Origin of the sequence: Rosistilla oblonga, from assembly GCF_007751715.1 — a bacterium.
In the GTDB taxonomy this organism is placed as follows: Bacteria; Planctomycetota; Planctomycetia; order Pirellulales; family Pirellulaceae; genus Rosistilla; species Rosistilla oblonga.
Genome location: NZ_CP036292.1, coordinates 3,420,398 through 3,444,669 on the forward strand (window position 1 = coordinate 3,420,398; position 24,272 = coordinate 3,444,669).

Here is a 24,272-nt window from a genome sequence, read left to right on the forward strand (position 1 = left end):
GACGAGCCTACTGTGGCCCAAACGCGTCGGACATATATCCCTCACCCATGCCCATGCCCGCTTCGGGCATGGCCGTGGCGGCTTGAGCCTTCTGAAGTTTCTCGCGTTCATCGGCAAAGGTATAGCGACGGAATCGGAACGCGTCTTCGATTTCGTGCTGTACCACCAGGTTCCCCTGAGCGTCGAACAGCAACATCTTGCCGGGAGCGACCATCGGTTCCTCTTCCTCGTCGACAACGGCCAGATTTTCACCGCCGGCGATATCGACCAAGACGCCACGCGACTTGACCGAAGCACCATCCAACTGCTTGATCGACAACGTCGAAGGATTGACGATCTCGTCGGTGAACGAAGCTTTGTCGAGGACCGAACCACGTGTGGCGGTTTCGAACTCAGCTGTCCGTTCGGTCGCAAAACCCCAGTCCCAATTGACTGCCACGATGTCAGCTGTCGCAGGCGACTTCTCGAAGGTCTTCCCTTCCAGCGTCGTCGTCGTTTCGGGTTTGATCGACCCGCCAGCGAACCAGGTGAGTTCTGGCAGCGATGCGGGTGGACTTGGTTCGCTCCATGCAGACCACAGATATCCCGAGCGGTAGGTGGATCCATGTTGCTTGGTGATCACTGCGTCTTCGGCGGTTCGACGTTGAACTCGGTCGAGGACCTCGGGATCGAGAGTCTTCAGCGGCGGGGCGAACCGACCGTTGATCGGATAGTTCGGATCTTCGACAGCAACCTGGATGCGATAGACATATTTGCGACCTGGTTGCGGGCCGTTTTCGTTGCGGCGGGGACTGTCGCGGAAATCGTAGAACCGAATCAACTTGTATTCCGACGCGACGACAACCGTCGATCCCATCATGCCGCCAGGGCCCATCATCCCCTCGGAACCCATCATCATTTCCGGAGGCATCATCCCTTCGGAGCCCATCATCATCTCGGCTCCCATCATTCCCTCGGAACCCATCATGCCTTCGGCGCCCATCATCCCCGATCCCATGCCTGGATTTCCCGGTCGGCGCTGGTTGAGCGCTCCGATGTCCAAGCGGGTGCCGGTGGCGGGGCCGGTGAGTTCGGGACCGACTTCGACCACTTCCTCTTCGACTTCGGCGGTGTCACGCTTTTTCTGGCCTGCCAGCGGGACTTGAGGATGGACCGCAAACTTCATGTAGTCTTGGATCAACAGCGGCGGAATCGGCATCGTCAAAACCGAATCCATGTAGGCGGGGGAGATCACTTCAGGCGAATACCCTGCCCAGTGTTTGATATACATCCGGTTCATGAATCCGTCGCTTGTCGTGACGACCCAGTCCCCTTCTTTGGCCTCGATCTTCGCGTCGTTCGGCTCTTCCAATTGATCGACCGAACGATCGGTCACATCCGCTCGGATCACGCGAAACGCGATATAGCGAGGACGGTCGCGGCGCGGGTCGAATCCCGTCGCGTCGCCGAGGGCGTCCTGGAACGCTTCGTTCAACAATTCGTTCGGCATCACGGCGGTACCCGCGATGAATTGGTGGGTATATGCGATCGGTTTCTGAGCGGTGCTGCCTCGCGGACCACCCGGCCCGCTGCCCATCATCTCTCCCATTCCCATGCCCGACCCCATTCCCGAAACGCGATAACCGCGGTCGTATTTAGGGTCGAGTTTTCGTGCCATCGATGTGCCGGTCATTCCCATGCCTCCCTCGCCGGAGCCCATTTCGGGCATCATCATCTCGGGCATCATCATTTCCGGCATCATGCCTTCCATGCCACTTCCGGCACCTTCGCCACCGCGGGCAGGACGGCGAGGCTTACGACGCTTGGGCTTCTTCTCCTCTTCGATTTCCATCTTCGGCGCATCTTCCAACGCGTCAAACGGATCGGGAGTTCCCGCCGGAGGATTCAGACTGAAGGCGCCCAGGACCGAAACGAGTTGAATGTTTTGCGGAGCGTATTCGGGGGCATCGATATCGGGATCGCGACGCTTGATCTTCGAACGGCTCTTGGGGAAACCCTTCTCTTTGAACTGCAAGCCAGCGTCGATCGAATCGCGGCTAAGCTCGACGTTCTTTTCGTACTTCACCGTCGCCACGCGAGGCTCTTCGGTTTCGATAGCTTCCCAGTGCGTCGTCTCCAGCTCGGTCATCACCTGTTTTGCTGTCGAAGTCAGATTTTCCGGGTTCTTCGACTCCGCAAATGGCTCGATGCTGACCCCCTTGTAGACAAGCAGCCCAAACACAACAACGACCAGCCCGAGGACTACCTTCTCCACATGGTTGATCGCGAGCTTCTTGATCGCGTCGCCGTCCATCTTGCCTTTCATAATCGAATCTCCGTTTACTTCTGCCGTCGGTCGTTGGGTCGTTGTTTATCGGAAGAGGAGGATATTCCCATCCCCCTGTTGTGTTTAACTGAATCTTAAGGCGTAGCTGCCGCAGGGGCATCCGCAGCCGCTGGTGGAGCGGCTGCTGCCGGGGGAGCTTCCCCAGCCGCTGGATCTGCTGCAGGGGCCGGGGCAGCCGCTGGGGCCGCAGCGGGTGGTTCAGCAGCAGGTACTGCCCCATCTGCGGGAGGATCCGCTGCAGCGGGAGCATCGGCTGCCGCTGGAACTGGATCGGCCGCCGCCGCTGGAGCGGCTGCGGGGGCTGCTGCAACCGGCGCCTCGCCGATCGATTGATCGTTGACGACGGTTTCGGTCGTCACCTCCTCGACCCCCAATTTTTCGAGGTCGGGTGGATTGTAGATGTAGATCACTCCGTAGACCTCGATCGGAAGGTCGAACGGATACTCATCGGCTCGGCCTCCACCGACAGCACCGCCACCCATGCCTAGTTCACCGAAGCCGGAGCCCATGCCGCCCATTTCCATGCCGCCCATCTCCATACCCATTCCCATCTCCATGCCGCCGCCCATGCCCATTCCGCCAGACGCAGCACCGCCTCCGCCGGAGGTGTTGATGCGGACTTGGCGAACTTCGACCATCAAGGGAGCGTTGCCGCAGGCTGCCAGCAATTGTGGCAGTTTGCGTTGGTCCATCTTCAGAGTCAGCTTGACCGGCAAGCGTTTGGCAACGTTCAAGAAAGCGTTTTCTGGGCTGGGACTCTCCATCGCCGAACGCAATTCGCTGGCGGAGATCGGTTCATAAGCTGTGTTGACGTAGCGGTTTTCGGCTGGATCGACGGCTTCCATCCCGCCGTCGCCCATCCCCATGCCCATCTCGCTTCCCATCCCCATGCCCATATCCATTCCCGCGCCCATGTCCATTCCCATGCCCATCTCGCTACCCATGCCCATTCCCATGCCGTCGCCGCCTGCCATTTGCATCGCAGCTTTGGAAACGCGGCCGACACGGCCGGCAACGGCGCGGCCGAGTTGGATCTCGACGATCTCATGGACTGTCGCTTGGAACGGTTTGGTCGCCTTGCCGTTGACGGTGGAAACGATCTGCAACAGGTTCTTCAATACCCACAGATCCTCTTGGGAATACAGCACGTCCAAGGTCGATGGGGCTTCTTTGGTACGCCATGGGAAAACTTGTTCCAGCAGCGTCGCTTGGCTGCCGGTCGACCAAGTGACAAGCGTTTCGGGGTCTTTGCTGACCGTGGGGCCCATGCCCATCTCGGCTCCCATCCCGCCGCTGCCCATCATCGCTTCGGGCATGCCCATTTCCATGCCGCCGGATCCCATTCCCATGCCCATTCCACCCGCGGTCGACGCGGCCTTGAAGTCGGCGGTCCACTTCGCACCGACAACTTCAGCGAGTCCGGGCAACTGGCCTTCGATGTACTCTTTGTAACGTTTTCGCAGCGTTTGAACGACTTCTTCATTCTCCGGCATCGGGAACTCGGTCGTCGTTTCGATCGGCAGGTATTTGCTGAACGCATCGACAAAGTCGTTGGTCCCGATCATGTTCAATTCGGTAGGCCATACCAAGATCTTCTCTTGGTATTCCCACTGCCGCTCCCACGCTGCCAAGACATCCTGCTGCAAGATGTCGACACGCTTTTCCATCTCGGTATGCGAGTGGGGATTGGGGTGCGTCGATGCGGTGCCACGGATCTGAGTCAGCGTGCTGTAGGCGCCGTCGATCGCCGATTTTTGCGACTCGGTGTTCGCCATCAACGAAGACGTCGCGACCCACCAGATCGCGATCGATACGATCATCACCAAAGCCCACACGCCCCAGAAGGCATATTTGATCGCCGGTCCTAGTTTTTCTTTCAGCTTGTCCATAATTCAGTCCTCGGATTTGGGACGGGTGTCTCGGCCGGCGAATAAAGTTTGGTGTTGTAAATCGTGGTTAAATCGGAGTGTCGCGGCGAGGCGAATCGCTTCCGCGAGCGCCGCTCGCAAGCGACTATATCTCGTTCGCGGGTTCTTCGGATTCCATCGCCTCGGCTTCTTCTTCGGCTAGCGCCGCAGCTTCGGCTTCCGCTTCAGCCCGCAGTTGCAATCTAAGCGATCGCGATTTGGGCTGCCAGCAAAACTGGAACGTGACAGCGTATTTCTTGGCTTCAAACGATGGCGGTTGCTTGGGGCCGTCGTCCGCTGCGGCTTTGTCCTTGGGGGCGACTTCGACTTCGCCAAACACGTTGGTGCTGGCTTGTCCACCGCCCCCCATCATCGCCCCGGCCATCATTCCGCCCCCCTGGCCTGCAGGGGCACCTTCGTATTCGGGATTCGGGATCTTGACCTCTTCCAAACCGGGATCGTTCAGTAGCAACGGGTAAGAGATTCCCATCTCTTTGGTCGTGAACGTTTCGGGAGTGATCAGATTGTTCGAATCGGTCAACGGAATGTTGACGGCTCCGTTCAAGAAGTTCTCGGTGAGGTATTTTCGAACGTGGTTACCAGCTTCTTGACCGATGATGTCGTTGTAGTAATGGAAGCCTTTGAGTTCGACGACCCAGCCTGGACCCTCGGGCCCGGTCAACGCCATCAGTTCCTCTTCGAACTGCGCCCGTTGTTCCTCGGTCGCTTGCTCGCGACGGGTGATCCGGAACCAGTTCCTCATCTCCAAGCGATAACGTTCAGCGATCGTATCGGTGTACCATTCCGACAGGTCGTCGAAGTATTGCGTTTCGATCGAATCGATGTAGATATCGGGTCGCTTCGAATAAGGCAGTTCCAGCGGGCTGGGGTACTGCGACGGCGATTGGTAATCGGGATGGTGCGGCATCAAGCCGTCGAGCATCGTCAGAAACTCGATCCAGATCAGCCGCCGTTCGCCGTTGCCCGACAACTCTTGACCGACGTTTTTCAGATACGCCAACTTGCTGATGTAATCGCTGTCGGTGCTCTTGTGTGTCGTCGCGTACGATTGCGGTTGCGCCGACTGAGAGATCGCCGACGACCAACGCTCTTCGCGAACGACCGACCAATCGCGTTGCACGAACAGGTAGTGCCCGACAAAGCCAGCCATCAGCGCCGCGGCACAGGCCAAAGCCCAAGGCTTTTTGGCGCGGATGATCCGATCGGTAAGGATCTCCTTCGGGACCAACGTCGTTTCGATCGGGCCCAGCCCCAACGCCTGCAGGCACAGCCCGTAACAGACGCCAAACGTGTATTGGTTCTCTTTGAAAACGGGCGAAGAGAGGACTTCGGGCCCCTGCAGCCGTTGGAAACCGTCGAGGACTTCCAAGGTGTAGCCGAGGTTTTTGCCGAGGTAGGGTCCCAGTCCCGGCAGTTTGACTGTGTTGCCGGTCAACAACAACTTGTCGATCGTCGCCTCTTTGTGGATCGATTGGAAGAAGCCGATCGAGCGTTGGATCTCGGTGACCAGATCGTTGAAGACCGGACGCATCGTTTGGATGATCAGCTTCGGATCTTCGGCGTCGCGCGTGTTCCGCTTCAGATGCTCCGCCTTGGCGAAGGTCATCTTCAGGTCTTTAGTCAACTGGCGCGTGAAGTGGTTACCGCCCAACGGCATGCTGCGCTGCCAGACGCGGAAACCGTTGCTGATGATCAAGTCGGTCGAATCGGTACCCAAGGAAACCATCACGGTCGACGTGGGCGGGTTCTCGACGTCGAAGTCGTTTGCTTCCAAGCGATCGTTCATCCGATCGTAGGCGAGCATGTTGTACATCGCGATCGGCGCAAGCTGGATTAGATCGACTTCGAGCTCGGCGGTGTCGAAGGGCTTCAGTTGCTTGTAGACCTGATCGCGTTTCATCGCAAACAGACCGACCTCGGTCTCCAACGCGTAGCCCTCTTCGATCGTGCTACCGGGCATCATCTGGAAATCCCAGACGACGTCATCGAGATCAAACGGGATCTGTTGGCGGGCTTCGTAGCGAACGATGTCGCCGACCTTCTTCGCTTCGACGGGTGGCGGCTTGAAGAACTTCGACAGACCGCTTTGTCCGGGGACGCTGACGGCAACGCGATAGCCCCGAGTCTCGTTCCGCTCGAGAAATGTTTGCAGTGCGTCGCGAACCAACTCTTCAGGATCCGCTTCGGGATGGCTCAAGATCTTCGGGTATTCGATGTAGTCGAAGGCGTTGGCGACAACTTCGCCCCCATCGATCTCGCAGCGAAGGGCTTTTAAAGCTGTCTGGCCAACTTCGATACCCCATACACTCGCATTGCTTGCCATGTGTTAATATCCTTGATCAACCTTCGACCGGCGAAAATGGTCTAGGTCCTATCGGTCGCGATTTTAGTGTCGGAAAAGAGTGAAAAGCACAGTCTATCCTACGGGTGCGGAAAAGATGAGAGTAAAATACATTGCACCCAGACTTATTTAATTTATCGAGGTCGCTATCCCAATGTCAAATTTTCTCAGATGACAAATTCCGTTTTTTCCAAAGCCCACGCCCCTCGTGAGGCTTATGTGCTGTTGCCGTGCCACAGTCTCGAAGACTTTCCAACGCAGTTGAGAGGCGATGACGCTCACGGATTGCTGGTCGGTTGGTCAGTCTTATGGCACCCCGCGGTGATTGCGCTGACCGGTAAGATGCCCTCTTGGCACCGCGCCGATTCCCCGCCCGAAGACCTCTCCGGTTCGATCGTGATCGTCCCAAGTGCGTCTGAATCGGATTTGCCGACTGGAACGAAAGCGAGGGCTGAAGCGGCTACCGACTGCCTGTACGTCCCCGTCGCGGGAGAGTCTCGCGACGAAATCGCCGACCGCTTGCTCGCCGAACCACTGCCGCGAACCGATCGCGTCGCCGACTTCTATTCGCTAGCGTACGCCTATCTGCAAGTCCAATTGATGACCCGGCAGTTGCGCTACAGCAGCAATCTCGACGACGCATATTTCGAACTGCAACTGACCACCGCCGCCTTGGCTTGGCAGGCCGGAGACGACGACGCGACCAAAGACGCGCTGCACAATTGCTTCGATCTGATCGCTCAGGAACGCGACCACTCCTTCTCCGCCGATCCCTATCTCGTCGACCTGACGCTGCTGGCCGAAACCACCTTGGGCGACGATCTCGCCACCAGCCTTCACGCCGACCACCCGGCGAACCTGTTGGCTAACGTGAATCTGCTGAGTCGTTTGCGAAGCGAAAATCCAGCGGTCTTCGAATCGGTGAAGTCGCGGCTGGTCGACGGCAAGATCGGTTTGGCCGGCGGTACGATCGATGACTCACTCTCGCTGGACCTGCTGACCTGTAGTTCGGCGATCGAATATCTCAGCGAAGCGCGGAAGGAATACTTCGAACTGTTGGGCGTCGCTCCACATGCGTTCGGACGTTTTTCTGGCGGCTTGCCAGGCGATCTGCCGGTTCTGCTCAGCCAGCTCGGATACGAGGGAGCGATTTTCGCCGACTTCGCTGGCGGCAACGATTACGCTCAGGACGAAGCCAAACTGATGTGGCAATCGGGCGACGCGGAGATCCAAGCGATCTGTTCGACGCCGCTGGATGCATCGGACCCACACGTCTTTTTGGGGCTCGGCCCACGCTTGGGCGAAGCTGTCGATGCGGGGCAGATCGCCACGGCGCTGCTGGTCCATTGGCCCGGCGATGAGTGTTTCGCCTACAACGATCTCCGCCGCGCCAGCACCTGGGGCTTGGCGTTGGGTAAGTTCCAATCGCTCGGAGAATACTTCAGCGAGAGCGAACGCCCGTACCATTCCTTCCAACCCTCTTCGGGCGCCAGCGGTGGCGGCCAGTGGTTAGCCGACCTGGTCGTCGAGAAGAAACAAGATCCGCTGTCGTCGTTGGCTCGGATCACGCGTGACCAGATCGCTCGCGAGACGACACTGACCCTGCGAGCCTTGGCCGGTGCGGTTTCGGGCAAACCCGTCGCCGCGGCAGGCGATGGTTCGACCGACACAGCGGCTGACGATCGCCAAGAGCTGATCGACGCGAGCGCTGCGTTTTGCAAGACCCTTGGGATCGAAGTAGCCGCCGAATCTGGCGACGCCCAATCGACGGTGCTTGTTAATCCGCATACCGCTGCGGTTCGGCAGCATGTTGCGATGAACGGGTTTCCGCCGGCCAGTGGCGGTCCAGTCTACGCCGGACACAGCACGCCCAGCGGTTCGATCGCCGTGATCGATGTCCCCAGCTGTGGATTTGCGGTGGCGACGCCGGGCGATCGCGAGCCGCGGCAGAAGTGGTTCCGCGGTCCCAAGCCGTTAGCGGATGCCGAGGGGCTGCGAAACGATTTCTTCGATGTCGCCATGCACCCGCAAACCGGCGGGATCCTTTCGGTTCATACGCCGCAAACGCGCAGCAACCGTTTTTCGCTGCAACTGGTCGCCGCGCATCCAAACAGCGCCGGAGAGCATTGCTCGACGATGCGGCTGCGAAACAGCCGGGTGCTGCGCGCCGACACGACGTGCGGGGAAATCTGCAACGACGTCGAGATCCTCTCGCCCGAAGGCGAAGCGGTCGCCAACGCTACGATCATCTATCGGCTGCAACTCGGATCGCGACAATTGCAACTGGACATCCAGTTCGATCCGCTGCGTGAGTTGGAACCGCAAGCGTGGCAGTCCTATCTGGGCGTGCGGATCGCGTGGGCGATGGAAGCATCGACCCCCAAGGTGATCGTTCGCGATCAGATGCAACCGTGCAGCGGTCGCCATCTGCTCGCGCCACAGGGCGTCTGGATCGATGAAGCCGGACAATCGACGCTGGTCCTCGCCGATGGCATGCCAGCCCATCGCCGCGTCGGCAAGCACATGTTGGACACGTTGTTAGTCGTCGCCGAAGAAACCCAGCGGAAGTTCTCGCTCTCCTACGGCTTCGACGTCAAGAACCCGGTCGCCGCGTCGCGGCAATCGCTCGCACCGCCGACGCAGCATCGCTGCCAAAAGACGCCAGCGGTCAACACCGGTTGGCTGTTCCACGTCGATTCGCCGACGGTCCTCGCCAGCGATTGGCAGACGACGTTCGAAGGTGATCGCCGCTTCGTTTCGATCCGTCTGGTCGAAACGATGGGCAGGTCGACGAATTGTTCGCTCAGTTGTTTCACCGACATCGCCTCGGCTAACATCGTCGACTTCTTGGGAAAGAAGCTTCGCGAGCTCAAGCCAACCGGCGACGCTGTCAACTTGAAACTGACAGGGCATCAGATCGTCACCGTGCAGATCGAACTCGCCAGCGACGCCTAACGCCCGCTGCCCAGTCGATCAAACGCATCGGCGGTCGTAGGAAAGCTGGAGCCGGGAAACCGGTCTCAGCTGCCGACGTTGATGCCGCGGAGGATGTCGAGGATCTTTTTGCTCAGCGGCGTCAATCGCGTGCGGCTGTACTGATCGCCCAGTTTGCGAATCGCTTCGGCTTGCGTCGGATAGGGGTGGATCGTGCTGCCGATCTTGCCCAAGCCCAGCCCGGCGGTCATCGCCAGGGTGATCTCGGAGATCATGTCGCCCGCGTTCTCCGCGACGATCGTGGCACCAACGATTTTGTCGGTCCCTCGCCGCGTGTGAACCTTCACGAAACCATCCTCTTGCCCTTCCAAGATCGCACGGTCGACGTCGGCGAAGTGTTGGGTATAGGTGTCGATTTCGATTCCGGCCTCTTTTGCGTCGTGTTCGTACAGCCCAACGTGAGCGACTTCCGGCGAGGTGTAAGTCGCCCACGGGATCGTTAGTCCACTGGCTCGCTTTTTTCCAAACGGCCCGATCGAAAACAATGCGTTTTGGATCACGATCCGGGCCTGGAAGTCGGCGGCGTGCGTGAACTTGTATTTCGAACAGATGTCGCCGGCGGCAAAGATCCTCGGATTGGTGGTCTGCAAAAAGTCATCGACTTCGATTCCCGATTGGTCGTGTTTCACGTCGACAGCTTCCAGGTTCAATCCGGCGGTATTGGGAGCCCGACCGACGGCGACCAGCAATTGATCGACGACGACTTCGTGCGGCTTGCCTTGCTGCACCATTTGAACGCAGATCGCACCGTCGTCGGCGGGGCGAACCTGCAGATCTTTGGCCCCGAACAGCATTTGTATGCCATCTTTTTCGAAGTGCTTTTGCACGACCGCCGCCGCGTCGGGATCCTCGCGCGGCAGCAGCTTTTCGCTTCGCTCAAACAGGAACACCTCGCTGCCAAACCTTGCAAACGTTTGAGCCATTTCGCTGCCGATCGGTCCGCTGCCGATCACTCCCAGCCGTTTCGGAAGCTCGGTCAACGAAAACAGATTCTCGTTTGTGAGGTAGGAGACGCTGTCGAGCCCCGGAATGGGAGGTGCCGATGCGCGAGCTCCCGCAGCAATCACAGCCTTCTTGTAGTTCAGCTGGACAACCGAACCGTCGGACGCCGTTACGCCCAGGGTTCCGGCGTCGATAAAGCTCGCCTTACCAAAGTAGACATCGATGCCCATCTCGGCAAAACGTTGAGCCGAATCGTTGGGGCTGATCTGTGCCCGCAGTCGTCGCATCCGCTGCATCGCTTTGCCGAAATCGAATCCCACGCCCTGAGGCACTTCGACGCCGAAGGATTCCGCATCGCGGACCGCCGCGGCAACGCGAGCCGCGCGGATCACGCCTTTCGACGGGACACAGCCGACGTTTAAACAATCGCCGCCCATCAATTCGCGTTCGACTAACGCAACGCGTGCTCCCAGCCCCGCCGCGCCGGCGGCGGTCACTAAACCCGCGGTCCCCGCGCCGACAACAACCAACTGGTACGGTTGCGTCGGTGTCGGGTTACTCCACTGCTGTGGATGGACATTCGCTTCGAGGACTTGGTTGTATTCGTCGTTTGGTTGCAGTTGGATCAGTGGAGCGGACATCGCTTGCTTTCGTATCGAGAAGAGTTTTGATTTTGGTGTGGTGAACGGGACGAGTCATTCGGCTGGCGAATCGACCGCATGTTGTGGAGTGCCACGATGGATGAACTTCATCGCAAATCGAACGATCAGCGGGAACAGGCCCAACAGCACAAATGCGAATACGATCTGCGACAGTTGACTAGGCGAAAAGACCGCGCCGATCCCGCTGTCGGCTAGTGTCTGCAGGTTGGGAACGCTTGCTCCGGCGTAAACATAAACGACCGTCGCGGCTAACATCCCCAACTGGCTGACCCACCAAAAGGTTCGGACGTGGATCGGCGTCAGCCCCATCACCGCATTGATGACAAAAAATGGGACCGCCGGGATCAACCGCAGCGTGAAGAGGAAGAACGGACCTTCTTTTTCTAAGGACTGGTTGAAGTTCTCGAGCCGTTTGCCGAATCGCTTCTGAATCGAATCGCGGAACAGAAATCGACTCAACAGAAACGCCACGGTGGCTCCCGCCGTCGATGCGAAACTAACCAAGACAACGCCGCGGGCGAGACCGAAGTACCAACCATAGACCAGCGTCAGTACCGCCGCACCAGGCAGCGAAAGTCCCGCGACCGCAACGTAGATTAGAAAAGCGGCTCCGTAGACCAGGACCGGATGGTCGGACTGGAACGCCCGCAACTGAGCCTCCTGTTTCGCCAGGTTTTCCAAACTTAATAGTTCGCCAAACTGTGTGTAGGCGATCGCGACGATAGCGATTACGAGCACCAACAGCCCGATCTTCACGCCAATTCCAGACGGCTTGGATTCGTCCTGCGGTTCACTGTCGGTCGTCATGGTTTACCTTGCTTTCACGGATAAGGGGCGTCGGCTGTTGACAAGCTGCACGCCATCGGCGGCTCACCATTTGGACGGTCGGTAACAAACATCCTTACAAACACTTTACGAAATTTCATACCGACGCACCTGTCTAGTATGCATAGCATGTCGAGGCTATGTGGGCGAGCCGGTTATTTTTTGCGACTTCGGAAGAATCGAAGCCCCGGTCGTGAATAGCGGCCAAGTCGTGGACCGGATTGGATTTTTAGAGCGATCTTCGGCGGCAGACTCCCTTCGGTTGTGGAACTGCGGTTCGACCAGCGGTAAAGCAACAAGAATTTTTGTAAGCGAATCGCGGTTACCGCGTCTCCGTTGTAGGCGTTGAAACCCGAATGAAAACCCAACAGGATGTCACTGGAAAACTTTCATGATTCACAAAACAACTAAACTTGCCATCTTCGCTTTCCTGACGTTCACCGCGAGCAGTTCGCCAGCGTGGGCGGGATCGGCGGTCTACGTCGGAACACGTGTCGCGCAATCCCGTCAGGTATCGATCGACAAGATCGATCATGCCGCCTGGGATGCGATAACTCGCAAATATGTCGACACCAATGGAATGGTGAACTATCGCGGCTTAAAGGCTTCGGCGGCCGATATGCAAGCGTTGGCGAGGTACTTGAATTTGCTGTCGACAGCAAACCCCAGCCTCCCCGCTTCGCCCGATGCGACGCTGGCGTTTTGGATCAACGCCTACAATGCGGTCACGGTGCACGGCATCTTGCGGGAATATCCAACGACCAGCATCCGCAACCACACCGCCAAGTTGTGGGGCTACAACATCTGGAAAGACCTACAACTGTACGTCGGTGGCAAGCCCTATTCGCTGGACCAGATCGAACACGAGGTGCTCCGCAAGAAAGGCGACCCGCGAATTCACTTCGCCATCGTCTGCGCTTCGATCGGTTGTCCCCGCCTGTTGAACGAAGCGTATGTGCCCGATCGGCTGCAGGAACAATTGCAGCTGAACGCGAAGGACTTCTTCGCTCGTTCGCAAAACTTCCGCTACGATCCCGCCAACCGACGCATGCAGTTGTCGTCGATTCTCGATTGGTTTGGAGAGGATTTTGGCGGGAACCAAGCGGCTCAGTTGAAGCGAATCGCCGAATGGTTGCCGAGTCAAGCGGCGCAAGCCGCGGCGCGACAGAATGCCGTCTCGGTCAGCTATCTCGACTACAACTGGAACCTCAACTCGCAATAACCACCAGTCGTCAGCCGGCAACTGGCGGGCTTCATTTCGCGCCCGCAGCCGTTACGTTTGTCTGACCGCTATGACGACCAAGCGTTTGAGCTTTCTCAATGCCCCACCGCCGTCGACCTTCTTAAAGGACGGTGGCGGTTTGATCCGAATCGGCGACTTGCAGCTGCGATCCCGCGTCGAACCACTTGCGGCGGACGTAGCCGATGGCGATCACTTGGCCGTCGGTGGGCGATACGATTGCCGACCGGATCTCGCCGCACGGCTTGTCCGCATCGATCAGCTTGGTTCCCGTCGCGGGAACCGCGTCGCCGCTGATTTGCATTTTCACCAGCTTCTTTTGCACCTGCCCCAAAGCGTCCAAGCGAGCGATCGTTTCCTGGCCGAGGTAGCAGCCTTTGGTGAAGCTGATCGTTTGCTCGTTGCGGTCGACTTCCTGCGGCAAGTTGGCGTCGCTGCAATCGATGCCAAAACGAGGCCAGCCGGCGGCGATTCGCGCCGATTCCAAGACCTGTCCATCGACGACGGGAAAACCTTGCTCGGTCAACCACTTTTCAACGGCTTCGGCAGCGTTGGCGCTGGCGAGAACCAAGCAATCACGGTCGCTTGTCCATGGCATTTGGAACCACGATGCCGAGGCATCGCCGATTGCCAACGAACCACATGCAAGTCGAGGCGCTTCCGCGGGCGTGAAGCCTTCGATCGCTGGCGTCTGCTGGCCGCTGATCAACCAACCGACGAAGGCTTCGCTGCGATCGGTGATCACGGCGTCTTCGCGGATGATGTAGCGATCGATATGCGACGCCAAGGTTTCTCCCTGCGAACCGCATCCTAACATCAGCATTCGCTGGGATTCATTGAATCCGCAGACGTGACCGATCGCGCGGCCGCGGACATCGGTGATGAAGGTCTCCCAGCCGTGGTCGACTTCCAACCGCTTGAAGTCGTTGGTGGTCAAGTTGTTCAGGACGGTTGTGCGATCGTCGCCGGTCATTTCAACGACACACAGGTCGTCGATCCGCACGCACGCGCGGCCCGCGGTAAAGGCTTCGTATTCGGTCGTCATCGGATGTTGCTCGTGTTTAGTTTTCGTCAGCTTCGCCCACGGTCGCGACACAGAATTGTGCGGCCCGCACGACGACGGTGTGTGAATATTGGTCGACCAGGTTTTGCAGCTGCTCGCGAGTTTCGATCGCTCCTAGCCCCATCTCCTCCAACGGTTCGCGAGGCAGTCCGCTGGCCACGACGATCCGCGATTCCTCACGGGCTCGCAACAGAACGTTGGCGATCATTCCCTCGCGGGTGAGATCCTTGCGAGTTGCTTTCTGCAGATCTTCGTACGAAGCATCCGACGCCAATCGACGCAGCGCCGGGCCGGGCGTGTCGGTCAGATCGCAGCAGATCGCGATCGCACCGCCGACTTCGACCAGCCCACGGGCGACGTGTAACGCCCGGGCGACGTTGTTCCAATTCTGTTGTTGGTCGTCTCCGTCGATACAGGCGATGACCAATGAAGGAGGATTGGGCGCCGAGCGTTGCCACGATGATTCGATCGACGATGTCAGTTTCCGCCGCACGCCACCGGGTGTTCCCGCGACGATCTCCGCCGCGCGGGCATCGACGGTCGGCAAGACCTCGACGACCATCTGGATCCCCAGCAACCAAGCCGCTTCGTCGGCCTGCTTCCGAGCCGTGTTTGGAGCGGCTTCCGAGGGACGCCCGAAGAACTGAGCGTCTCGCACCCGCTGTTGGCTGCGGCGATCGGCAAACTGAGGAAACACGCCACCCGCTTCGCAGCGAGGGTCCAATGCCCCATCGGGACGGGCGATCGCTAGCGGGATGACAAAGTCGGCTTCCAGGATCATGCGGTTCAAATAGATCGGGTCGGCAGCTTCGGAGGCCGCCAGATAGCCCAGCGTCGCTTGATCGTCGGGATCGTGCCGGTGGACCTTCGCTTGGTTGCCGACGACTTCGGTCAACCGCTGCAGCGTCGCCTCGCTAGCATCCTCCCCCAGAACCACTTCGATCTCACCGTTTGCGTCCGAAGCGATCGCGTCCAAAACGCCGGCGACACAGTCGAAAAGACTTGGCAGATTCGGATCGACAACCACCGCGATCCGATCTCCCGGTACGATCGCTTGATGGATCGGTGGGTAATCCTCGGCGTGCTGCAGCGCGTCGCGGATCGACCGCCGCGGATCGGGCAACGCTTGCAAATCGACGGGTGCTAGCGTCAGCACCTCCGCTTCACAGCCGCCGTGGATTGCTAGCGGGCCATCCTGCCAGAATCTGTGAGGTTCCGGGGTAGACATCAAATCTTCGGGCTCCAGGGTGACGATAGTAGGAATTATCGGGTTTAAGCATGCGAATTCAAACGGCGGCCGTTGCCGCCTGTTGCCAGCATCTTAGAACTGGGTGGTTCGAAGCGGTAGGGCAGGCCAACCTTTGAGGATTTAATGGTGCAGATCAAGACATTCGGTTCGTGGATGATGGTGGCGTGTCTGATCGGCGCGATCGGTTGCAGTTCGTCCACGCAGTCGCCGACCGCCGCGTCGGGCGAGGGCTCCGGCACCGCTGCGGAAGCTCGCGCGCTGATCGATCTGACAGCCAACGCCTACCAAACCGCATCGGCTTATCGCGACAAGGGCTACGTGCGGCTGGCCTATTCGCTGGCGGGCGAACCGTTCGACGACCGGGCTCCGCTGGCGGTCAGCTTCCAAGCCCCCAACCTGCTATCGATCGACGCCTACGCGGTTCAGCTGTCCAGCGACGGCAAGCGGCTGCAGGCGACGATCGAGGATCCGCAGACGAATCATTTTGATGGCCAGTGCCTGTCGGTTCCGGTTTCCGATCGACTGACATTAGAAGAGGTCTACGCCGACCCGATGGTCGCTCAGTTTGCGGGTTCGGGCATGGGCGGTCCGGCCCCTCAGTTGGAGCTGCTGCTGTCGGACAATCCGCTCGCCGCATGGCTGCAAGCTCCGGCGGAACTCGCTTTGGGCGAACGCCAATCGGTCGACGGGCACGCCTGCCAATCGGTCGTGATCGACGCCGAACCTCTCCGCTACGTCTTGTGGATCGACGTCGAAGATTATTTGATCCGCCGGTTGGAGCTGCCCTGGCAGGCGATCGCTCCTGGATTGGCTAACGATCCGCAGTTGACCGACGCTTCGCTTACGATCGAATTGGCAGGTGCGGAATTTGAACGACGGTTGCCAGCGAAGGTGTTCGCCCTGCAAACGCCGCCGATGTCGGTTCAGGTGACGACGCTAATCAATCCGCCACCCGCGGCGCCGCACGCGTTGGTCGGTTCTCGCGTCAGCAGTTTTCGTTTGCCCGAATCGACCGGACGCTTTGACGTCAACGAATCGGGGAGCGGACGTGCGGCGACCGTCTTGATGTGGATCGCCAACCACGGTTCGTCGCAGCAAGCGGCGGTGGCGTTGCAACAGGCGATCGACGCGTTGCCGCAAGAGGTTCAACAGCGGATCCATCCCGCGGTCGTGATGGCGGAACCGCAATCGTCGGCCGACACCGGAAGGATGCTGCGGTCGTGGGGCGTGGGTATGCCGTGGATCGATGACACGCAGGCCGTTGGCCGCGACGTCTTCCAGATCACCGAAGCCCCTTGTTTGGTCGTGATGGGAGCCGATGGTTCGATCGAACTGCATCAGCAGCGTTTGAATGACGCCCTGCTGCAAGTTCTGCCGGCGATCTTGACCGAAGTCGCCGATCGCCAACCGGTCGGCCGTCGGGCTCGGGAGCAATATATTGCCAGCCAAGCCAGTTATCGCCGTCTGTTGTCGCAGCGCAGCGGGCTGCAGTTCCCGTTGTCGACCGAATCGAACCTGTTGACCGCAAAGATTCGATCGAACCAGAACCTTCGTTAAGCTAAGGTTTAATGCTGGCTTGTCGCGGCGGAGAGATTTATCTTAAGTGGTCTCATATTCGACTCCGCTCCCTCGCGACTTTAGAACCGACAACCAGGCAAACTCCGATGATTCGTTCGACCGTGCGTTGCTTATTCCTTGCTCTTTGCTTCTCGCCTTGTATTGTCAACGCTGCTGACGCGCGGCCCAATGTGATCGTCTTCATCGCCGACGACGTCAGTTGGAACGATTTCGGCTGCTATGGAAATCCGCAAGCTCGCACGCCGAACATCGATCGCTTGGCTGCCGGCGGGCTGCGGTTGGATCAAGCCTATCTGACCGCCAGCAGTTGCAGCCCGTCGCGGGCGAGCATGATCACCGGACGCTATCCGCACAACAACGGCCCGGCGTCGGAACTTCATCTTCCGATCGCTGCCAATCTCCCTTGGTTCCCAGAACGGCTCCGCGACGCAGGCTACTACACCGCGTTGTCGGGCAAAAATCACATGTCGGTCGGGAAGTTGAAACCGGGCCAATCGGCGCGGCCCAAAGCGTTCGATTTGGTCGATCGAGGACGCAACAAAAATAACGGCGGCGGGCATGCGAACTGGGTTCGAATCGCCAAGGATCGCCCGCGCGACAAACCTTTCTTCTTCTGGTACGCAGCGTACGACGCCCATCGCGCTTGGGATGGGGACAGTCAGTGGGATGCAAAAAAATACGGTCCCCGTCACACGCCTGAGAGCGTTCGCGTTCCGAAGTTTCTCGTCGACGATCTGCCGACACGCCAGGATCTCGCATCTTATTACAACGAGGTGACGCGGTTCGATTATTTCGTCGGCGAAGTGGTGCAGGAGTTGGCCGAGCAAAATGTGTTGGATAACACGTTGATTCTGGTGTTGGCCGACAATGGCCGCCCCTTCCCACGCGCCAAAACGCGGCTGCACGATTCGGGGATGAAGACTGCGCTTGTCGCCCATTGGCCCGCGACGATCAAACCGGGAGAGGGCAGCAACAGTCTGGTCAGCGCGATCGACATCGCGCCGACGGTGCTGAGCGTTGCGGGAGCGGAGATTCCCGAAACGGTGCAAGGTGTCAGCATGTTGCCCTTGTTTACCGATCCATCGGCGACGATCCGACGATACGCCTTCTCCGAACACAACTGGCACGATTTCGAAGCCCACGGCCGCAGCATCCGCGACGGACGTTTTTTGTTTATCCAAAACAACCGCCCACAGTTTCCTTGGCAGGGTCCCGCCGATTCGGTTAACTCCCCATCGCACGAACAACTGCGTTTGCAACGCGACGCCAACAAACTGACCGCCGCACAACAGGATGTCTTCACCGCACCGCGACCCGCCGAAGAGTTGTATCTTGTCGACGCGGATCCCGATCAGTTGAACAATTTGATCGACGACAAGCGTTACGCTGCGGATGCCGACCGATTGCGCAAGCTGTTGGACGAGTGGTCGGTCGCGACGGGGGATACGGTACCCGATCAGATCTCGTCCGATTCGTTTGATCGCGAAACGGGAGATCGGCTGCCGATCGCAAAGAACGCTTTCCGTGGAACGCCTGCCGGGACCCAGCGGAATGCGACAACGGTCAACAACCCAGGTCCAAGGTAACCGCGCGTGAGCCCACTCTATCGACTCGGATGTCCGCTGTGGGCCTGCCCGGATTGGCAAGGCAGCCTCTACAAACCTGGTGCTCCCGCTGCGCAGTGGTTGAGTCAATACAGCCGCGTCTTCAGAACCGTCGAAGAACCGATCAGCCGCGATGGCAAATCCGATCTGCGAAAAGTGAAGCGTTGGTGCCGATCGACGCCCGACGATTTCCGGTTTGTCTTGCCCTTCCCACGCAGCGTCACCGACGACGCGATGCTGCAAGGGGAACTGTTGGATCTCGATCCGTTTTTGGATCTCTTAAGCGTGTTGCAAGATCACGATCGCTTGGGCCCTTCGCGCCTGCAGTTGCCGCCGGCGTTCGACGGCCCGAAGCTACCTGTGTTGGAACATTTTCTCGAGTCGATGCCGGTCGAGTTTCCGATCGCGGTGGAAGCGCAGCATCCCGACTTCTTCGCCGACGCACCGGCCGGTCGCAAGATGCATCGGTTGCTGAAACGGCTGCGACTGGATCGGGCGATCGTGGCGGAGTGGGATCCGGACGACCCGATCACGGAGGCCGCGGCCAACGAATCGCGGCGGATCCGCTTTCCCGAACAAGTTCGCTGCGATGCGACCGGCCCGATGCCGATGTTACGACTTTGCGGTGCCAGGTTGGATCAGCTTTTGGTCCCCACTTGGCTCGACGTGTGGGCCGATGTCGTCGCCGACTGGATCGTGAAAAAGAAGCGACCCTACGTGTTCATCGACGTCGAAAATGTGAGCGACGGACCGGTGATCGCAGAGATGTTTCACGAGCGGGTGCAAGCTCTGTTGCCCGAGGTGGGGGCGATGCCTCGATGGCCCGGCCGCGGGCTGGCGGTGCAGTTGCAGCTTTTCTAAGCCATTGAAAAAGTACAGAATTGAAGATTGGGGACGCGGCCGCGACAGGAAATTCGCTGGCCGGTTCGGCTGCGGCTGGCGAATCTCTTCATCGCGACAGCGGCTTCCGTTTTCGAACACTTTGTCCACCGCAGCGGTTCCCGCATTTGCAGCGGACCGAATATTGGAAATTAGTTTTTACCCTGATATTTGTCGGCCGGAATCGTCGCAGTCGACGGCCGCCGGGGAATCCGAGGGCCGTCGGGCTTGTCAATCGACGCCCGACACGACAGCATAATTAGACTCAACGGAATCGACTCGCTCAGGAGGCAGGCAGCTGTGATTGCAGAAGGCAACGACGACAAATTCAAAGGTTCACGCCGCGACAAGAAGAAGCCCAAGTCGACAGCTAGCGAAATTCTGCAACGCCAGCCACCATTTGACTTGGAAGCCGAGATGGGCGTGCTGGGCAGTATTCTCCTGCTGCCGGAATGCTTGGATGACCTGGCGACGCTGCTGCGTCCCGACGATTTCTACGACGATGCCAATCGGATCCTGTTCACCCAGCTGCAAGAGATGCACGACATGGGTGAGAAGATCGACGTGACGCTGTTGGTCAGTCGATTGAAGAAGGCGAAGCAATACGATCTGATGGGCGGGCCGGCCTATCTTGGACGGCTGAGTACGTCGGTCGCCAATGCGGCTCACGCGGTCTATTACGCCAAGATCGTCAACGAAAAAGCGATCTACCGCAAGCTGATCGAATCGAGCACCGACATTCTGCGCGACGCCTACGATCAGACGCAGGAAGCTCGCGAATTGGTCGCCAGTGCGGAACAGAAGGTGTTTGCCATCATGGACGGCAAACAATCCAATTCGGTCAACAGCATCAGCGATATTCTGCACCAGGCGATGGATCGCATCGACGCCCGTCTGCGAGGCGAGCACACCGATGGCGGTTGCGATACGCTGTACACCGATTTCGATGCGATGACCGGTGGCTTGCACAACGGTGAATTGGCGATTCTGGCGGCTCGGCCTTCGATGGGTAAGACCGCGTTTGCGATGAACATCGCCGAAAACGTTTCGATGCAGCTCCGCTACCCCGTGTTGTTCCTGAGCTTGGAAATGTCGGGGATCGAGTTGGCGGATCGTATGTTGTGTTCGATCTCCCGCGTCAGCGGTCACAAGCTGCGAAACGGTACGATCAGCAGCGAGGAGCGCGAACGCTTGGTGGAGAAGGCGAACGAGATCCACTCCGCGCCACTATTCGTCGACGATTCGCCTAGCCGAACGGTCAGCGAAATCGCCGCGGCGGGGCGGCGTATTAAACGTCGCGACGGCGCGTTGGGATTGATCGTGATCGATTACCTGCAGTTGATCGAGCCCGACAACTCGCGCGATCCGCGGCAGGAGCAGGTTGCGAAAATCGCGCGGCGTCTGAAAGGTATGGCTCGTGAATTGGAAGTCCCCGTGTTGTGCCTGTCCCAGTTGAACCGGCAGTCGGAAGAGGGCAAAGATCACCGGCCAAAGCTGAGCCATCTGCGGGAATCGGGGGCGATCGAGCAGGATGCGGATATCGTGATGTTTGTGCATCGCGAAGAGTATTACCATCGCGGCGAAGACAAGGAACAATACGCGGGCCAGGCGGAAATCATCATCGCCAAGCAGCGTAACGGACCTGTCGGCGATGTCGAACTGACCTGGGAAGGAGCGTTCACTCGCTTCCACAACAAGGCTCCCGAACGGCACAGCGAATTCGACCAGTACGCCGAGTTCAGCGGACCGACCGATTATTGATCCAGCAGTTCGCTGTACAGATTGACGTGCCGGTCGATCATCTGGGCGACGGTGAAGTCGCTAGCGATTCGTTCCTGCCCGGCCTGACCCAGTCGGGCCGCACGCTCGGTGTCGGTGAACAATAACTGGTAGGCGTTTTTGGCAAACTCGGCCGATTCGCCGACCGGAGCGAGCATCCCCGTGACGCCGTTTTCGATCAGATCGCGATTGCCTGGAATGTCCGACGCCACGACCGGCAGTCCGGCCTGCATCGCTTCGATCAAGGCGTTGCTCTGCCCTTCGTAACCGCTGCCGATCCAGAACAGATCGAAGTGCGGAAGCAGTTCGGCGACGTCGTCGCGTGCCCCCGCAAACGTAACAGCTTGGCCTGTCGTAACCGAATCGCGGAACCGCTGCAGTTCGCCCATCTGAGGCCCATCGCCGATGATGACAAAGGTCGAATCGTTGCGAGCCGATTCCATCAGCTGAGCTGCCCAGATCAGATCGCGAAGTCGTTTCTGAGGCCACAGTCGGCCGACGGCAACGATCAGGCGGCGGCTGGGATCGATGCCCAGTCGCCGGCAAGCCTCTTCCCGCGTGATCGTGCTCGCTGTGCGAGGCGGAATCCCGTTGGGGATCACTCGAAATAGATCGGGATCGATTCCGTGAGCCGCATAAAAATCGCGGACTCCACTGCTGTTGGTGACGATCGCGTCGGTCCGTTTCGCCAACGCGCGGTCGATCACAAAATGACGCGTGGTCTTCCATTGATCGACGCAGCGTTCACCGGCAACGATCCGCCGGACGCCCAGACTGCGAGCGGCCGCGCGTCCGTAGGAGTTCGCCGCGAACAGCCAGGTGTGGACGAGATCAGGGGAGAGTTTTTTGAGCGTTCGCTTCAAGCGAAAGTAGGCCGACGGATCGGCTTTGAATCGCTTGCCGACCACAGTGACTTCGATTCCCGCCGCTTCCAAGGTCGCTCGCAACGGACCGTCGTGAGTTAACACGACGACGTGCACGTCGAAGCGGTCACGCGGCAAACCGCTGGCCAGAAGAGCCAGTTGTTTCTCGGCACCGCCGCGAACCAAGGTCGGGATGATATGGCAAATCCGTTGGGTCATCCCGTTGCTCCACTCACATTTTTGGCGGATGAATTGCCCGCCAAGCGTTCAAATAACTGGACATGTCGGCGGATCGTATCGGAGAACGACGCCGCCGCCGACAACTGGCTGCGCATCCGCTGGGCTCCCGCGGCCGCCATCGGTAGATCGTCCAAGACGTTTTGGACCGCTTCCCGCATCTTGTCGGTCGAATCGGCCGGAAAGCTGTGTAGTTCAGAAAACGCTGCCATCGCAAAGGCGCGCGTGTCGGCGCAATCGACCACCGCGGTGGGGAGCGCCGCGGCGATCGCCGCCGGCCAAAACGACTCCGCTCCGCTAGCCGCCGATGGCAGCACAAACATATCCGCAGCTTGCATTAGTTCTTCCACATGATCAAAGTTGCCCGGCAGAAACGCCGCTCGGCCGACGCCGTTATGTTTTAAGTCGTTAAAAATTTTCTGACGCCACGGTCCGTCGCCGATCATCCACAACCGCAGGTCGGGCTGAGCCTCCAACAGCGGCCAAAGGGCCGACGCCAAGGTCAAAACGCCTCCTTCGGGCGACAGCCGATTCATGCACAGAATGACTTTGCCATCGACCGGCACCATCAGGTCGTGATTCATATTGCCGAGCGTCAGACGCGCTGCTTTACACGATTCGGGAGTGCGACGGATCGGATCGCCAATGCCGTCGGCGATCCGCACGATCGTTGCCGCTTTAGCGCCGGCGACCAATAACGCTTGCTGGCACGACGCGCGGGGAGCGATCACGGCGTCGGCGGCAAAGCTGCGGACAAAGGTGTTCCGCCGCGCACGCAGAGACGCTTGCCAGACGATATCGCGCGTTCCCATCATCGTGCCACATCGGACGACGCTTGGCACGCCGACTTGTCGGGCGGTCTCGACGACCGCAGCCGCCTCTTCCCGCATCATGTCGCAGTAGACGAGATCGAACCGCGGCAATTGCTCTCGCAACCACTTCCCCAAGTTCCGCACATAACGAGCCATCGACCATTCGCCTCGCGGTGCAGCCAGCGGACGCAGCACCGGTATCTCGCGATGTTGGAATTCCGCCGGCCAAGTCGCTTGGTAGCGTGGCGTTAAGACGGTTGGGTAACATCCTTGGCGGCGAAGGCCGCTGACAAGCGCGGTCAAGCGACTGCTGGCATCATCGCAATGCGGCCAGTAGCGTCGAGTGACGATCAGCACTTGGAATCGTTTCATCGATCGATGGCCGGTCCGTGCAACGCGTGGTGGCGGTCGAGATCGGCTTGTTCCAACACGCCCAGATAAGGCAGGTTGCGATACATGTCCTCGTAATCCAATCCGTAACCGACGACAAATTCGTCGGGGATTTCAAAGGCGACAAAATCGGGGCGGACCTGCACGTCGTGCTGGCGATTCTTCTGCAGCAGCACCGCACTTTTGACGTCCTGGGCACCCATCTGTCGCATGTCTTCCAATAATCGTTCCAGCGTCCGGCCGGTGTCGAAGATGTCGTCGATCAACAGCACCTCGCGGTCGCGGATGTTGATCAACATCGCCGCGTTGACCAACAGTTCGCCGCTGCGGGTGCCGCCGCGGTAACTGCTGGCCTGAACAACACCCACCCGGATGGGCATGTTCAACCGGCGAATCAGATCGGCTAGCAGAATCAAACTGCCCGTCATCACCGCGACAACCGTCAGCGGCCGCGAGCCGTAGTGATCGTTGATCCGTTGAGCCAATTCGCTGACACCGCGCTCCAACTGTTGTTCGTCAAGCAATGTCTTCATATTTAACAGTCGAGGGTGCGAAAAAGC

16 protein-coding genes are annotated in these 24,272 nt (G+C 59.1%); 6 read left to right on the plus strand and 10 right to left on the minus strand.

Annotation, left to right across the window (positions count from 1 at the left end; translation table 11 throughout):
- Window positions 1-7: 7 nt before the first annotated feature.
- The 3 genes from CA51_RS12180 to pilM form a co-directional block, all read right to left on the minus strand.
- Complete coding sequence (locus CA51_RS12180; RefSeq protein WP_145120914.1) at window positions 8-2,305, minus strand: hypothetical protein; 2,298 nt, start codon at window positions 2,303-2,305, stop codon at window positions 8-10.
- Window positions 2,306-2,400: 95 nt separating this feature from the next.
- Entirely contained in the window at window positions 2,401-4,215 is a 1,815-nt protein-coding gene (locus CA51_RS25855; protein WP_197451788.1) for a hypothetical protein, read from the minus strand.
- A 124-nt stretch (window positions 4,216-4,339) separates the two neighbouring features.
- Window positions 4,340-6,577 (minus strand): type IV pilus assembly protein PilM, encoded by a 2,238-nt coding sequence (gene pilM / locus CA51_RS12190; RefSeq protein WP_145120916.1) that lies wholly within the window; start codon window positions 6,575-6,577, stop codon window positions 4,340-4,342.
- A gap of 189 nt (window positions 6,578-6,766) precedes the next feature.
- Between pilM and CA51_RS12195 the strand changes: the two genes are divergently transcribed.
- Window positions 6,767-9,550: a hypothetical protein gene (locus CA51_RS12195; RefSeq protein ID WP_145120918.1), complete on the plus strand. Its 2,784-nt coding sequence runs from the start codon at window positions 6,767-6,769 to the stop codon at window positions 9,548-9,550.
- Between the two features lie 65 nt (window positions 9,551-9,615).
- Here the strand turns inward: CA51_RS12195 and CA51_RS12200 are convergent, their stop codons facing one another.
- Together CA51_RS12200 and CA51_RS12205 are read right to left on the minus strand one after the other, a co-directional pair.
- Complete coding sequence (locus CA51_RS12200) at window positions 9,616-11,172, minus strand: mercuric reductase (protein WP_231746146.1); 1,557 nt, start codon at window positions 11,170-11,172, stop codon at window positions 9,616-9,618.
- Between the two features lie 54 nt (window positions 11,173-11,226).
- Window positions 11,227-12,000, minus strand: a complete 774-nt coding sequence (locus CA51_RS12205; protein ID WP_145120920.1) for a TVP38/TMEM64 family protein — start codon at window positions 11,998-12,000, stop codon at window positions 11,227-11,229.
- A gap of 409 nt (window positions 12,001-12,409) precedes the next feature.
- Here CA51_RS12205 and CA51_RS12210 point away from each other — a divergent pair, with 409 nt between their 5' ends.
- Window positions 12,410-13,240 carry a DUF547 domain-containing protein gene (locus tag CA51_RS12210; protein ID WP_145120923.1) on the plus strand — a complete coding sequence of 277 codons (831 nt, stop codon included), beginning with the start codon at window positions 12,410-12,412 and terminating at the stop codon, window positions 13,238-13,240.
- Between the two features lie 121 nt (window positions 13,241-13,361).
- Here CA51_RS12210 and ygfZ read toward each other — a convergent pair whose 3' ends face one another.
- Together ygfZ and CA51_RS12220 are read right to left on the minus strand one after the other, a co-directional pair.
- The gene (gene ygfZ / locus CA51_RS12215) at window positions 13,362-14,303 is read right to left on the minus strand and encodes a CAF17-like 4Fe-4S cluster assembly/insertion protein YgfZ (RefSeq protein WP_145120925.1); all 942 of its coding nucleotides are present in this window, start codon (window positions 14,301-14,303) and stop codon (window positions 13,362-13,364) included.
- Window positions 14,304-14,319: 16 nt separating this feature from the next.
- Complete coding sequence (locus tag CA51_RS12220; protein WP_145120927.1) at window positions 14,320-15,549, minus strand: lactate racemase domain-containing protein; 1,230 nt, start codon at window positions 15,547-15,549, stop codon at window positions 14,320-14,322.
- 147 nt (window positions 15,550-15,696) lie between these two features.
- Between CA51_RS12220 and CA51_RS12225 the strand changes: the two genes are divergently transcribed.
- The 4 genes from CA51_RS12225 (at window position 15,697) to dnaB (ending at window position 21,392) form a co-directional block, all read left to right on the plus strand.
- Complete coding sequence (locus tag CA51_RS12225; protein ID WP_145120929.1) at window positions 15,697-17,127, plus strand: hypothetical protein; 1,431 nt, start codon at window positions 15,697-15,699, stop codon at window positions 17,125-17,127.
- A 107-nt stretch (window positions 17,128-17,234) separates the two neighbouring features.
- A complete protein-coding gene (locus CA51_RS12230) occupies window positions 17,235-18,734 on the plus strand; it encodes a sulfatase family protein (RefSeq protein WP_145120932.1) in 1,500 nt (499 codons plus the stop codon).
- Between the two features lie 6 nt (window positions 18,735-18,740).
- Window positions 18,741-19,613: a DUF72 domain-containing protein gene (locus tag CA51_RS12235; RefSeq protein WP_145120934.1), complete on the plus strand. Its 873-nt coding sequence runs from the start codon at window positions 18,741-18,743 to the stop codon at window positions 19,611-19,613.
- A gap of 318 nt (window positions 19,614-19,931) precedes the next feature.
- Window positions 19,932-21,392, plus strand: coding sequence for a replicative DNA helicase (gene dnaB / locus CA51_RS12240; RefSeq protein ID WP_145120936.1), 1,461 nt, complete (start codon window positions 19,932-19,934; stop codon window positions 21,390-21,392).
- On the opposite strand, the gene CA51_RS12245 is transcribed toward dnaB, so the two are convergent.
- The 3 genes from CA51_RS12245 to hpt are packed head-to-tail and all read right to left on the minus strand — an operon-like array spanning window position 21,386 to window position 24,245.
- Window positions 21,386-22,492, minus strand: a complete 1,107-nt coding sequence (locus CA51_RS12245) for a glycosyltransferase (RefSeq protein WP_145120938.1) — start codon at window positions 22,490-22,492, stop codon at window positions 21,386-21,388. The genes dnaB and CA51_RS12245 overlap by 7 nt on opposite strands.
- A complete protein-coding gene (locus CA51_RS12250; RefSeq protein WP_145120940.1) occupies window positions 22,489-23,694 on the minus strand; it encodes a glycosyltransferase family 4 protein in 1,206 nt (401 codons plus the stop codon). The genes CA51_RS12245 and CA51_RS12250 overlap by 4 nt, the downstream gene beginning before the upstream one ends.
- Complete coding sequence (gene hpt / locus CA51_RS12255; protein WP_145094715.1) at window positions 23,691-24,245, minus strand: hypoxanthine phosphoribosyltransferase; 555 nt, start codon at window positions 24,243-24,245, stop codon at window positions 23,691-23,693. Before hpt ends, CA51_RS12250 begins: the two co-directional genes overlap by 4 nt.
- Window positions 24,246-24,272 lie beyond the last annotated feature (27 nt).

Excerpts from the sequence above, each read along its gene's own strand:
- CA51_RS12230 (WP_145120932.1), top strand. The coding sequence starts at position 17,235 with ATGATTCGTTCGACCGTGCGTTGCTTATTCCTTGCTCTTTGCTTCTCG.
- CA51_RS25855 (WP_197451788.1), bottom strand. The coding sequence starts at position 4,215 with ATGGACAAGCTGAAAGAAAAACTAGGACCGGCGATCAAATATGCCTTC.
- CA51_RS12180 (WP_145120914.1), bottom strand. The coding sequence starts at position 2,305 with ATGAAAGGCAAGATGGACGGCGACGCGATCAAGAAGCTCGCGATCAAC.
- CA51_RS12220 (WP_145120927.1), bottom strand. The coding sequence starts at position 15,549 with ATGTCTACCCCGGAACCTCACAGATTCTGGCAGGATGGCCCGCTAGCA.
- pilM (WP_145120916.1), bottom strand. The coding sequence starts at position 6,577 with ATGGCAAGCAATGCGAGTGTATGGGGTATCGAAGTTGGCCAGACAGCT.
- ygfZ (WP_145120925.1), bottom strand. The coding sequence starts at position 14,303 with ATGACGACCGAATACGAAGCCTTTACCGCGGGCCGCGCGTGCGTGCGG.
- CA51_RS12205 (WP_145120920.1), bottom strand. The coding sequence starts at position 12,000 with ATGACGACCGACAGTGAACCGCAGGACGAATCCAAGCCGTCTGGAATT.
- CA51_RS12200 (WP_231746146.1), bottom strand. The coding sequence starts at position 11,172 with ATGTCCGCTCCACTGATCCAACTGCAACCAAACGACGAATACAACCAA.
- CA51_RS12195 (WP_145120918.1), top strand. The coding sequence starts at position 6,767 with ATGACAAATTCCGTTTTTTCCAAAGCCCACGCCCCTCGTGAGGCTTAT.
- CA51_RS12210 (WP_145120923.1), top strand. The coding sequence starts at position 12,410 with ATGATTCACAAAACAACTAAACTTGCCATCTTCGCTTTCCTGACGTTC.
- CA51_RS12250 (WP_145120940.1), bottom strand. The coding sequence starts at position 23,694 with ATGAAACGATTCCAAGTGCTGATCGTCACTCGACGCTACTGGCCGCAT.
- hpt (WP_145094715.1), bottom strand. The coding sequence starts at position 24,245 with ATGAAGACATTGCTTGACGAACAACAGTTGGAGCGCGGTGTCAGCGAA.
- CA51_RS12245 (WP_145120938.1), bottom strand. The coding sequence starts at position 22,492 with ATGACCCAACGGATTTGCCATATCATCCCGACCTTGGTTCGCGGCGGT.